Origin of the sequence: Variovorax sp. TBS-050B (assembly GCF_029893635.1) — a bacterium.
In the GTDB taxonomy this organism is placed as follows: domain Bacteria; phylum Pseudomonadota; class Gammaproteobacteria; order Burkholderiales; family Burkholderiaceae_C; genus Variovorax.
The window spans coordinates 3763876-3776388 of record NZ_JARXYR010000002.1 but is presented as its reverse complement, the minus strand read 5'-3'; the positions used below and the strand labels follow the sequence as shown (position 1 = coordinate 3776388).

At 67.4% G+C, this 12513-nt stretch carries 9 protein-coding genes and 3 tRNA genes; 4 read left to right on the top strand and 8 right to left on the bottom strand.

What is annotated here, in order from left to right; translation table 11 throughout:
• Positions 1-7 precede the first annotated feature (7 nt).
• The 4 genes from M2165_RS20485 to M2165_RS20470 all read left to right on the top strand — a co-directional run bounded on the left by M2165_RS20485 (position 8) and on the right by M2165_RS20470 (position 5449).
• Entirely contained in the window at positions 8-1561 is a 1554-nt protein-coding gene (locus tag M2165_RS20485; protein ID WP_280816421.1) for a fumarate hydratase, read from the top strand.
• A gap of 2 nt (positions 1562-1563) precedes the next feature.
• The gene (gene murI, locus M2165_RS20480; RefSeq protein WP_280816420.1) at positions 1564-2379 is read left to right on the top strand and encodes a glutamate racemase; all 816 of its coding nucleotides are present in this window, start codon (positions 1564-1566) and stop codon (positions 2377-2379) included.
• A 1-nt stretch (position 2380) separates the two neighbouring features.
• Positions 2381-3154, top strand: coding sequence for a hypothetical protein (locus tag M2165_RS20475; protein ID WP_280816419.1), 774 nt, complete (start codon positions 2381-2383; stop codon positions 3152-3154).
• Between the two features lie 81 nt (positions 3155-3235).
• The gene (locus M2165_RS20470; protein WP_280816418.1) at positions 3236-5449 is read left to right on the top strand and encodes an Ig-like domain-containing protein; all 2214 of its coding nucleotides are present in this window, start codon (positions 3236-3238) and stop codon (positions 5447-5449) included.
• Between the two features lie 6 nt (positions 5450-5455).
• Here the strand turns inward: M2165_RS20470 and M2165_RS20465 are convergent, their stop codons facing one another.
• From M2165_RS20465 to clpP, 8 genes are all read right to left on the bottom strand, one after another.
• Positions 5456-6763, bottom strand: a complete 1308-nt coding sequence (locus tag M2165_RS20465; RefSeq protein ID WP_280816417.1) for an MFS transporter — start codon at positions 6761-6763, stop codon at positions 5456-5458.
• A gap of 65 nt (positions 6764-6828) precedes the next feature.
• Positions 6829-7455, bottom strand: coding sequence for a DUF6806 family protein (locus M2165_RS20460; protein ID WP_280816416.1), 627 nt, complete (start codon positions 7453-7455; stop codon positions 6829-6831).
• Positions 7456-7477: 22 nt separating this feature from the next.
• Positions 7478-7569: transfer RNA gene (locus M2165_RS20455), tRNA-Leu, on the bottom strand.
• Between the two features lie 101 nt (positions 7570-7670).
• Positions 7671-7744 (bottom strand) — tRNA-Cys (locus M2165_RS20450).
• 58 nt (positions 7745-7802) lie between these two features.
• Positions 7803-7878 (bottom strand) — tRNA-Gly (locus M2165_RS20445).
• 55 nt (positions 7879-7933) lie between these two features.
• Positions 7934-10372 (bottom strand): endopeptidase La, encoded by a 2439-nt coding sequence (gene lon, locus M2165_RS20440; RefSeq protein WP_280816415.1) that lies wholly within the window; start codon positions 10370-10372, stop codon positions 7934-7936.
• A 122-nt stretch (positions 10373-10494) separates the two neighbouring features.
• Positions 10495-11760, bottom strand: coding sequence for an ATP-dependent Clp protease ATP-binding subunit ClpX (gene clpX, locus M2165_RS20435; protein ID WP_280816414.1), 1266 nt, complete (start codon positions 11758-11760; stop codon positions 10495-10497).
• Positions 11761-11871: 111 nt separating this feature from the next.
• On the bottom strand, positions 11872-12480 hold the full coding sequence (gene clpP, locus M2165_RS20430) for an ATP-dependent Clp endopeptidase proteolytic subunit ClpP (protein ID WP_280816413.1): 609 nt from the start codon (positions 12478-12480) through the stop codon (positions 11872-11874).
• Positions 12481-12513 lie beyond the last annotated feature (33 nt).

The following is a 12513-nucleotide window of genomic DNA, read 5'->3' as shown; positions in this document are numbered from 1 at the left end:
CCCCACCATGACGACCACGATCCAGCAGGCCGACCTGATCGAATCGATCAGCGCCGCGCTGCAGTACATCAGCTACTACCACCCCGCCGACTACATCGCCCACCTCGCCAAGGCCTACGAGCGCGAGCAGAGCCCGGCCGCCAAGGACGCGATCGCGCAGATCCTGACCAACAGCAAGATGAGCGCCACGGGCCACCGCCCGATCTGCCAGGACACCGGCATCGTCAACGTGTTCCTCAAGGTGGGCATGGACGTGCGCTGGGGCGGCTTCACCGGCAGCCTCGACGACGCGATCAACGAAGGCGTGCGCCGCGGCTACAACCATCCGGACAACACGCTGCGCGCCTCGGTCGTGGCCGATCCGCAGTTCGAGCGCAAGAACACCAAGGACAACACGCCCGCGGTGATCTTCACCGAGATCGTGCCCGGCAACACGGTGGAAGTGACGGTCGCGGCCAAGGGCGGCGGCAGCGAGAACAAGAGCAAGCTCGTGATGCTGAACCCCGGCGACAGCGTGGTCGACTGGGTGCTCAAGACCGTGCCGACCATGGGCGCCGGCTGGTGCCCGCCGGGCATGCTGGGCATCGGCATCGGCGGCACCGCAGAGAAGGCGGCGCTGATGGCCAAGGAAAGCCTGATGGACGACCTCGACATGCACGAGCTGCAGGCCAAGGCCGCGCGCAAGGAGCCGCTCTCCAAGGTCGAGGAACTGCGCCTGGAGCTCTACGAGAAGGTCAATGCGCTCGGCATCGGCGCGCAGGGCCTGGGCGGCCTGTCGACCGTGCTCGACATCAAGATCAAGATGTACCCCACGCACGCGGCCAGCAAGCCGGTGGCGATGATCCCGAACTGCGCCGCGACGCGCCATGCGCACTTCGTGCTCGACGGCAGCGGCGCGGTGTACCTCGACCCGCCCTCGCTCGACCTGTGGCCCGAGGTGAACTGGGCGCCCGACGAGAAGAAGAGCAAGCGCGTCGACCTCGACCGCCTCACGCCCGCCGAGGTCGCGAGCTGGAAGCCTGGCGACACCCTGCTGCTCAACGGCAAGATGCTCACCGGCCGCGACGCGGCGCACAAGCGCATCCAGGGCATGCTGGCCAAGGGCGAGAAGCTGCCGGTCGACTTCACGAACCGCGTCATCTACTACGTCGGCCCCGTCGACCCGGTGGGCGACGAGGCCGTGGGCCCGGCGGGCCCGACCACGGCCACGCGCATGGACGGCTTCACCGAGATGATGCTGGCCCAGACCGGCCTGATCGCGATGATCGGCAAGGCCGAGCGCGGCCCCGTCGCGATCGAGGCGATCAAGAAGCACAAGAGCGCCTACCTCATGGCCGTGGGCGGCGCCGCCTACCTCGTGAGCAAGGCGATCAAGACCGCCAAGGTGGTGGGCTTCGAGGACCTCGGCATGGAAGCCATCTACGAATTCGACGTGGTCGACATGCCGGTGACGGTGGCGGTCGACGCCGGCGGCACCAGCGCGCACATCACCGGCCCGGCCGAGTGGCAGAAGCGCATCGCCAGCGGCGAGTTCAAGACCATCATGATGGAAGAAGCCTGAGCTTGAACCCCGTCGGCGTCTTCGACAGCGGGGTCGGCGGGCTCAGCGTGCTGGCCGCGCTGCGCGCGGAGCTGCCGCACGAGCGCTTCGTCTATTTCGCCGACACCGCATTCGCGCCCTACGGCGAGCGCGGCGATGCCTACGTGATCGAGCGCTCGCGCGCCGTGACCGGCCAGCTGATCCGCGAACACGGCATCAAGGCGCTGGTGGTGGCCTGCAACACGGCCACCACGGCGGCGATCCACCTGCTGCGCGCCGAGCATCCCGCGCTGCCGATCGTGGGCCTGGAGCCCGCGCTCAAGCCGGCAGTGGCGGCAAGCCGCACCGGGCACATCGCGGTGCTCGCCACGCGCGGGACGCTCGCCAGCGCCAAGTACGCCGCCCTGCGCGAGACCTTCGCCGGCGCCGCGACGGTGCGGCCGGTGCCCTGCGACGGCCTCGTGAAGGCGATCGAAGGCTTCGACGCCGCGGCCATCGAAACCCTCTGCGCGCGCTACATGGCCGAGGCCGGCCCGTTTGGAACGGGTGCCGGCGAGGTCGACACGGTGGTGCTCGGCTGCACGCACTATCCGCTCGTGCAGCATGTGCTTCAGCGCCATGCGCCATCGGCGCTGCGCTTCATCGACACCGGTGCCGCCGTGGCGCTGCAGACGCGCCGCGTGCTCTCAGCCCTCAGCCGGCTGGCGGCGGATGGCGACGACGGCGCGCTGCTGCTCGCGGGCAGCGGCGACCTGGCCGCGCTCGAGGCCGCGGCCGCGCACTGGCTGCCGCCGCAGGCGCGGCCCATCGCCGTGCCTGCGGCAACGATTCCCGGCTGAGATGCTGCGTCGCATCCTGATGCTCCTGCTGGGCGTGGCGGCCGCGGGCGCCGGCCATGCCGCCTGCGAAAGCGGCCTCGCCGAGCGCATGCATGCCAAGCTGTACCCGAACCGGGCGCTCGACGAGCGGCTGGCCGCCTGCAAGCCCTGGCCGGCCTTCCCCGACCGCAGCATCGTGGTGCTGCCGATACGGCACGAGACCAGCAGTGCCGGCGCCAAGGTGTTCGACCTCGAGCTGCTGCTGATCCAGCGCCCCGACAACGGCAACACCGAGCGCGACACCGTCATCGGCCGCATCTTTCAGCCCGAAGCGCTCGACGAGGACAGCGCCACCGCGATCCAGGACATCCGCATCGACACCTCGCGCTACGTGCTCGCGGCCGGCACGCGCGCCTTCGGCCTGCGCGTGCGCTACCGCGGCACCGCACCGGGCAGCTCGGTCGCGATCGAGACCTTGCGGCTCTACGTGCCGCAGGGCGGCAAGCTGCGCCAGGTGCTGCAGGAGATCGAGCTCGACCACGACAGCGGCGAGTGGGACCACAGCTGCACCGGCCGCTTCGAGAAGCTGCGCTCGATGCTGTCGGTGGCGAAGTCGACGAGCAACGGCTGGCACGACCTGCAGCTGTCGCGCACCCGCGTGCAGAGCCGTGCGCAGCTGCAGGAGGACCAGAGCTGCACCGAGAAGCCGCTGCCCGCGCGCTTCGACACCGTGACGCTTCGCTACGACGGCGAGCGCTACCGGGTGCCCAGGTCCTTGCGCGAACAGGTGCCCTGAGCGGCGCGCCGGCGCCGGTCTTCACGGCGCTGTCATACCAAAGCATCAGCATGCGCGGTTTGTTTGCAACCACCGCGCACCATGAACCCGACCCCGACCGCCGCCCTTCCCTTCAAGCCGCTGCTGCTCGCCAGCGCCCTCGGCGTTCTGCTGGCCGCGTGCGGCGGCGGCAGCGGAGGTGGCGGTGCCTTCTTCGCGCCGATCGCGCCGCCGGTCGCCGCTGCGCCGGTGCCGCCAGCGGCCGAGCCGCCCGCCACGGAACCGCCGGCCACGGAGCCCGACCCGCTCGTATCGAAGGCGCAGTTCACCCCAAACGCCGGCACCACCGAAGGCTCGTCCGACGCCTCCACCGCCATCGCACTGCCCGGCGGCTACATGATCGTGGCCGATGACGAGGCCAACGTGCTGCGCGTCTACCCGCGCGCCGGCGGCGCGGCGGTCAACGAGTGGAGCTACAAGCTCAATGGCCCCAAGCTCGCGAAGGAGCTCGACCTCGAAGCCGGCACCCGCGTGGGCGACACGCTCTACTTCACCGGCTCGAACAGCAACAAGAAGGACGGCGCCGACACGCCCGACCGTTCGCATCTGTTCGCGGTGAAGGTCGTCGGCACCGGCGCCGCGACCGTCTTCAGCTACATCGGCCAGTTCTCGCTGCTCGAAAGCCAGCTGGTGGCCTGGGACAGCGGCAACGTCCACGGCCTGGGCGCCAACCACTTCGGCTTCGCGGCATCGGCCGGCGCGGGCGTGGCGCCCGAGCAGGTCAACGGCTTCTCGATCGAAGGCATGGCCACCGCACCGGGCGACGGCGCGCTCTGGCTGGGCTTCCGTGCGCCGCAGGTCGGCGGCGCAGCCCGCACGCACGCGCTGATCGTGCCGGTGCAGAACTACGCCGCGCTGGTCGCGGGCACCGAGACGCAGGCAAGCTTCGGCGCGCCGATCGAGATCGATCTCGGCGGCCGCGGCATCCGCTCGATCGACAAGGGCAGCGACGGCCGCTACCTCATCGTCGCCGGCCCCGCGGGTCCGGCGAGCGAACTGGTCGACCGCAACTTCGCCCTCTTCGCCTGGAGCGGTCGTGCGGGCGAAGCGCCCGTGGAGCTGTCGAACGACCTGGACAGCCTGCGCAAGGCCACGGGCGGCAGCTTCGAGTCGGCCGTCGAGGTGCCCGGCCCCGTGGCCGCGGGCACGGAGGTGCAATTGCTGCTCGACAACGGCGACACCAAATGGGACGGCGCCACCGTGTCGAAGGATCTTCCGCCCGCGGACCAGAAATTCGAAGGCTTCGTCGTGCGGCTCGGCCAGCCCCTGGCCGACACCGCCGGCCCGAAGCTGAAGCTCGCCACGCCCGCGGCCGGTCGCGTGGGCGTGAACACCGACGCACCGATCGTGCTGAGCCTCAACGAAGCCGTTCGCCTCGGCACCGGCCACATCGTGTTGCACAAGGCCGATGGCAGCGTGGTCGAGACCTTCAACGCAGCCAGCACGGCAGCCCGGGTCCGGCTCGCCTTCAACGTGCTCACGCTGCTGCCGAGCGCCAGGCTCGAGAACGGGACCGGCTACTACCTCACGGTCGATGCCAATGCGATCGTCGATGCGGCCGGCAATGCCTACGCGGGCATCTCGGACCCGAGCCAATTGAGCTTCGTGACGGCCGCCGGACCGACGGCGCTGGCCGCGGGCGACCTGCTCTTCATGGCAGGCAATGCCGAAGCGCCGGATGCCTTCGCCTTCGTGCTGCTCAAGGCCGTGAACGGCGGAACGCAGGTGATGTTCACCGACCGCGACCGCAAGGCGGGCACGCTCGAATTCAGCGGCCTCACGAACGAGTCTGCCTACGTCTGGACCGCCGATCAGAACCTGCCGGCCGGCACCATCGTGACGATCCAGACCGACGTCACCGGCAATCCCGTCGCCGACAAGGGCACCACGCTCGGCGCGCCGGGCGGTGTCGGCAAGTCCGAAACGATCTATGCCTTCACGGGCGGCGCCATCGCCGGACTCGACAACGGCAAGGCCGGTGAGATCACCTCGGTCGGCAACTTCCTCGCGAGCCTCACGCTCGGCGGCCCCGCCGGCACCATTCCCGATGCGGTCACCAGCGCCGGCACCGGCTTCTCGTTCACCGTGTCCCCTGCCAATCAGACCAACGCGATCTACACCGGCTCGCTCGACCGCTCGGACCTCGCGGCCTTCGCGGCGCGCGTGAAGGACCCGGCCAACTGGACCGTGCGCTATGCACCGGCCGCCGGCTGGCCCTTGACCAACGACAGCCTGTTCGGCGACCGGCAGCCCTGACCTGCGTCAGCGGCTGCGCAGCGCGGCCTCGCGGCCGCGCGCCATGTCGATCGGCAGCAGCAGCAGGAGCCCGGCGACGAACAGTGCCGCGGTCGACAGGATCGCGATGCGCTGGTTGCCGCCCGTGGCCCAGGTGATGGCGCCGAACATCAGCGGGCCGACGATGCTCGCCAACCGCGTCGCGAAGGTCCAGAGGCCGAAGAACTCGGCCAGCTGCCGCGGCGGTGCGAGATAGCCCGTCATCGCGCGGCCGGCCGACTGGCTCGAGCCCATGGACAAGCCGGCGATCGCGGCCGCCCACCAGAAGGCGCCCTTGGTCGTGGCCGCTGCGGCGATCACGCACACCGCGATCCAGGCCACCAGCGTGCCGGCGAGAGAGATCTTGTGGCCGATGCGGTCCTGCAGGTAGCCGAAGCCGAAGGCGCCGAGCGCGGCCGCGAGGTTGAGCACGAAGATCAGCACCATGGTCTCGCTCGCCACGAAGCCGATCACCTGCTCGGCATAGATCGCCGCCAGCGCGATCGCCACCGCCACGCCGCCCTGGTAGCAGACGGTGCAGATCAGCAGCTGCATGAAGTCGCGGTAGCCGCGCGCCTCCCGCAGCGTGGCGCGCAACTGCAGCCATGCGCCTTGGGCGCGCCGCGCGGGCTGGGGCCGCGCGCGCTCGGGCAGCAGCACGAAGGTCGCGCAGGCGGCGCTGCCGTAGATCGCGGCCGTGATCAGCATCGTGACCGGCACGAAATGCGACGCCGGCAGACCCTTCGCCTGTGCCGACAGCACATAGGCCAGGCACAGACCGAGCGCGAGCATCCCGCCGATGTAGCCGAAGCCCCAGCCCCATCCGCTGACCTTGCCCATGCCCTCGGCCGTCGCGAGCTCGGGCAGGAAGGCGCCGGTGAGCGACTCGCCGTAGGAATAGAAGGTGTTCGAGACGATGACCAGTGCCATCGCGAGCGCCACGCCCGTTGGCCCGGCGAATCCTGGCGTCAGCGCCAGCGCCGCGGTGGCCGCCACGCAGCCCGCCGTCACGGTGACGAGCACGCGCTTCTTCGCCGCGCGCGCGTCGGCCCAGGCGCCGATCGCGGGCATCGAGAGCATCACGATCGCATAGGAGATGCTGAGCGCGGCCGTCCATGCGAAGGTCGCCCACGGTGCGCCCTTGGCGATGCCGCCGACGAAGTACGCGGCGAACACCGCCGTGATCACCACGGTGGTGTAGCCGGAGTTGGCGAAGTCGTACATCGCCCAGCCGAACACCTCGCGCTTGCGCACGCCGGTGTTGAGGGCGGAGGAAGGAAAGAGCTGGAGGGTCATGCGGCCATCGTGAATGCGCCGCATGGCAGGCGTGTTGCGCGCCCGCCGGTGCGGACGCGAAGGGATCAGTGCAGGTGGCGCGGACGGCGGCCGCCGCCGTGACCGCCGCTGCTGCCGCCGGTGCCGCGCGGACGCTTGCCGATCTCGAGCGAATTCACGAGCGCATCGAAGCGGTCGCTGAAGAGGCGGTCGATCTCCGACACCACGCCGCCGAGCTCGGCGCCGTCGAAGTGGCGCTCCATGAGGTTGACGACGTCTTCCACGAGCAGGTCGCGCTGCACCTGCATGATCGCGGCCGGATTGGGACCGACGAACAGCATCAGGAAGTCGTCGCGCGATTCCTCTTCGGGGTCGCTCTCTTCCTCGTCGAAATCGGTGTCGTAGAAGGTGACCTCGATCGCAGCGCCGCGCTCCGACAGTTCGTTGAGCCCCATGCACATCTCGTCGAGCGCCTGGCGGAAGTCTTCGTCGCCCGCGACGGTCCAGCAGATCTGGAGCATGTGTTCCTTCTGCTCGAAGCGGATGCCCGGCTCTTCTTCATAGCTGCTCGTGGCGCCATCGGCCAGCGACTTGGCGCCCGCGTAGACCCACAGCGGCTTGAGTGCTTCCTGGATCTGCTCGAAGCTGACGTCGGAGCGCAGCGGCACGTCGCCGTGCACATGGATTTCGAATGGAGCGTTGTAACGAGGCATGGTGTGCTCCCTTGTCTAAATGTGGTGCCCGGAACGGGGGTCGAACCCGTATGCCCCGATTAAGGAAGCGGCGGATTTTAAGTCCGATGTGTCTACCAATTTCACCATCCGGGCTTCGGGTTGGACATCGACGATAACCCAAACGAAAACAGCCCCGGCAACGCAGGTTGGCGGGGCGATTTTTCGATAGGGGTGGATCAAGCTGAGCAGGAGGATGGAGGCGCGATCCGGAGTCGAACCGGACTAGACGGATTTGCAATCCGTTGCATAACCGCTTTGCTATCGCGCCACGCTGCTAAAACCGAACTTGCGAAAAAAAGGGAAGCAGTGCTTCCCTTTTTCAAAACTGGAGCGGGAAAAGAGTCTCGAACTCTCGACCTCAACCTTGGCAAGGTTGCGCTCTACCAACTGAGCTATTCCCGCGTTTCGAGCCTCGAATTATAGAACACTTTTTCGAGGCTCTGCAAGTTCTGCAGGCTCAATGTTTGACCGAACCTTCCGAGGCCTGCGACTCGCGCTGCTTCGCGAGCTCGGCCACCGCCGCGGCCGAAGCGGCGACCTCCTCGTCGGAGAGCGGCTCGGGCATCTTCTCGAGCGCGATCTCGAGCACCTTGTCGATCCACTTGACCGGAACGATCTCGAGCCCGTTCTTCACGTTCTCGGGAATGTCCTGCAGGTCCTTGGCGTTCTCCTCGGGAATCAGCACGGTTTTGATGCCGCCGCGCAGCGCGGCCAGCAGCTTCTCCTTGAGGCCGCCGATGGCCGTGACCTCGCCGCGCAGCGTGATCTCGCCCGTCATCGCGACGTCGCTGCGCACCGGAATGCCCGTGAGCGCCGACACGAAGGCGGTCGTCATCGCGGCACCGGCGCTCGGGCCGTCCTTGGGCGTGGCGCCGTCGGGCACGTGGATATGGATGTCGCGCTTCTCGAACACCTCGTCCTTGATGCCCAGGCGCCGTGCGCGGCTGCGCACCACGGTGCGCGCGGCCTCGACCGATTCCTTCATCACGTCGCCGAGCGAGCCGGTGCGGCTGATCACGCCCTTGCCGGGCATCGTCACCGCCTCGATGGTGAGCAGATCGCCGCCGACCTCGGTCCACGCGAGGCCGACCACCTGGCCGACCTGGCTCTGCTTCTCGGCCAGGCCGAAGCTGTACTTGCGCACGCCCAGGAATTCGTTGAGGTTCGCACCGTCCACCAAGACCTGCGGCGTCAGCTGCTTGAGCAGCAGGCCCTTCACCACCTTGCGGCAGATCTTCGACAGCTCGCGCTCGAGCGAACGCACGCCCGCCTCGCGGGTGTAGTAGCGCACGATGTCGCGCACGGCCTCTTCAGTGACGAGCAGTTCGTCGGCCTTCACGCCGTTGTTCGTCATCTGCTTGGGCAGCAGGTACTTGATCGCGATGTTGGTCTTCTCGTCCTCGGTATAGCCCGAGAGGCGGATGACCTCCATCCGGTCGAGCAGCGCCGGCGGGATGTTCATCGAGTTCGAGGTCGCGACGAACATCACGTCGCTCAGGTCGAAGTCGACCTCGACGTAGTGGTCGCCGAAGGTGTGGTTCTGCTCGGGGTCGAGCACCTCGAGCAGCGCGCTCGACGGATCGCCGCGGAAGTCGGTGCCGAGCTTGTCGATCTCGTCGAGCAGGAACAGCGGATTGCGCGTGCCGATCTTGCTCAGGCCCTGCAGCACCTTGCCCGGCAGCGCGCCGATGTAGGTGCGGCGATGGCCGCGGATCTCGGCCTCGTCGCGCATGCCGCCGAGCGCCATGCGGGTGTACTTGCGGCCGGTCGCCTTGGCGATCGACTGGCCGAGCGAGGTCTTGCCCACGCCCGGCGGGCCCACGAGGCACAGGATCGGCGCCTTGACCTTGTCGACGCGCTGCTGCACCGCGAGGTACTCGAGGATGCGGTCCTTGACCTTCTCGAGGCCGTAGTGGTCGGCATTGAGCACCGCCTCGGCGTTGGCGAGGTCGTGCTTGATCTTGGTGCGCTTGCTCCAGGGCAGGCCGACGAGCACGTCGATGTAGTTGCGCACCACGGTGGCCTCGGCCGACATGGGCGACATCAGCTTGAGCTTCTTGAGCTCGCCCTCGGCCTTCTTGAGCGCTTCCTTGGGCATCTTGGCGAGCTTGATCTTCTTCTCGATCTCCTCGATGTCCGCGCCCTCTTCGCCTTCGCCGAGCTCCTTCTGGATCGCCTTGACCTGCTCGTTGAGGTAGAAGTCGCGCTGGTTCTTTTCCATCTGGCGCTTCACGCGGCCGCGGATCTTCTTGTCGACGTTGAGGATGTCGACTTCGCGCTCGAGCTGCCCGAACAGGTTCTCGAGCCGCGCCTTCACGTCGTCGAGGTCGAGCACCGCCTGCTTGTTGTCGAGCTTGAGCGGCAGGTGCGCGGCGATGGTGTCGGCCAGGCGGCCCGGGTCGTCGATGCTGGAGATCGAGGTCAGGATCTCGGGCGGGATCTTCTTGTTGAGCTTCACGTACTGGTCGAACTGCTGCATCACCGCGCGGCGCAGCGCCTCGACCTCGGTGCCCTTCTCGCCGCCCCCGGGCATCGCCACCGGCGTGACGTTGGCGGTGAAATGGGTCTCGCCGTCGTCGATGCGGTTCACGCGGGCGCGCTGCTGGCCCTCGACCAGCACCTTCACGGTGCCGTCGGGCAGCTTGAGCATCTGCAGGATGGTCGACACGCAGCCGACCTCGAACATGTCCTCGACCGAGGGCTCATCCTTGGCGGCGGCCTTCTGGGCCACCAGCATGATGCGGCGCTCGGCTTCCATGGCCAGTTCGAGCGCCTTGATGCTCTTGGGGCGCCCCACGAACAGCGGGATCACCATGTGGGGAAAGACGACGACGTCGCGCAGCGGCAACAGCGGCAGGTCGATCGCTTCGGCGGGCAGAGGGGTATGACCGGACATGAATATCCTTTGATTGATCAAGCAAAGATGGATGGGCGGGCGGGCATTTCAAGCCCGCGCGCCCGGTCTTTGTCGAAGGCGCCGGGAGCCTTGCTGGATGGAAGCGCCGGCGCCGCGCTCACTCAGGCCTTCTTGGCCGCCTCGCGGTACACGAGCAGCGGCGGCTTGTTTTCATCGATTGTGGATTCTTCGACCACAACCTTGTCGACGTTGGTGGCATTCGGCAGCTCGAACATGGTGTCGATCAGCGACTGCTCGAGGATCGAGCGCAGGCCGCGCGCGCCGGTCTTGCGGGCCAGCGCCTTGCGCGCGATGGCCTTGAGCGCCGCAGGACGGATCTCCAGGTCGACGCCTTCCATCTGCAGCAGCTTGGTGAACTGCTTGACCACCGCGTTCTTGGGTTCGGTCAGGATCTGCACCAGCGCGTCTTCCGTGAGCTCGGCGAGCGAGGCCACCACGGGCATGCGGCCGACGAGTTCGGGGATCAGGCCGAACTTGATCAGGTCTTCGGGCTCGACCTCGCGGAACACCTCGGTGACGCTGCGCTGCGCCTTGCTCTTGACCGAGGCACCGAAGCCGATGCCCGAGGCTTCGGTGCGGTTCTCGATGACCTTCTCGAGCCCGGCGAAGGCGCCGCCGCAGATGAACAGGATGTTGGTCGTGTCGATCTGCAGGAAGTCCTGGTTCGGATGCTTGCGCCCGCCCTGCGGCGGCACGCTCGCCATCGTGCCCTCGATGAGCTTCAGCAGCGCCTGCTGCACGCCCTCGCCCGACACGTCGCGCGTGATCGAGGGGTTGTCGGACTTGCGCGAGATCTTGTCGATCTCGTCGATGTAGACGATGCCGCGCTGCGCGCGCTCGACCTCGTAGTTGCAGCTCTGCAGCAGCTTCTGGATGATGTTCTCGACGTCCTCGCCCACGTAGCCGGCCTCGGTCAGCGTGGTGGCGTCGGCCATCACGAAGGGCACGTCGAGCATGCGCGCGAGCGTTTGCGCGAGCAGCGTCTTGCCGGAGCCCGTGGGGCCGATCAGCAGGATGTTGCTCTTGCTGAGTTCGACGTCGTCGCCCTTGGCCTTGTCCTTGTGGCGCAGGCGCTTGTAGTGGTTGTAGACGGCCACCGACAGCATGCGCTTGGCCGGCTCCTGGCCGATCACGTAGTTGTCGAGGTTGGTCTTGATCTCGAGCGGCGTCGGCAGGTCGCTGCGCGCCTCGCGCGACTCCTCACCGGCGGGGAGTTCGTCGCGGATGATCTCGTTGCACAGGTCGATGCACTCGTCGCAGATGAAGACCGAAGGGCCCGCGATCAGCTTCTTGACCTCATGCTGGCTCTTGCCGCAGAACGAGCAATAAAGCGTTTTTTCGCTGGAGGAGCCTTTTTTCTCGGCCATGGACAGATGCCTCGTTACAGGGTAGGGACAATGATAACTAAACAAAAACGGCGTTTCCCGTGGGGAAAACGCCGTTTTTGCCTTTTGGCGCCACCGGCGCCGCAGCCGGAATCAACCGCGCTTCGCGATGACCTGGTCGACCAGGCCGTATTCCTTGGCTTCGTCGGCGGTCAGGAAGTAGTCGCGCTCGGTGTCGGCCTTGACCTTTTCCAGCGGCTGGCCGGTGCGTTCGGCCAGGATCCGGTTCATCTGGTCCTTGGTGCGCAGGATGTCCCGGGCATGGATCTCGATGTCGGTCGCCTGGCCGCGCGCGCCGCCGAGCACCTGGTGGATCATGATCTTCGAGTTGGGCAGCGAGAAGCGCTTGCCCTTCTCGCCGGCCGCCAGCAGGAAGGCGCCCATGCTGGCCGCGAAGCCGATGCACATGGTCGATACGTCGGGTTTGATGAACTGCATGGTGTCGTAGATCGCCATGCCGGCGCTCACGCTGCCGCCGGGCGAGTTGATGTAGAACGAAATGTCCTTGTCCGGGTTCTCGCTCTCGAGGAACAGCAGCTGCGCAACCACGAGGTTGGCCGTCTGGTCGTTCACCTCGCCCACCAGAAAGATGATGCGTTCCTTGAGGAGACGCGAGTAGATGTCATACGACCGCTCGCCGCGGCCCGACTGCTCGATGACCATCGGGATCATGCCGAGGTTCTGGATGTCCTGTGCGCTCATGAAATTGCTCTCCGGGAAAGGATTCGTTCGTGT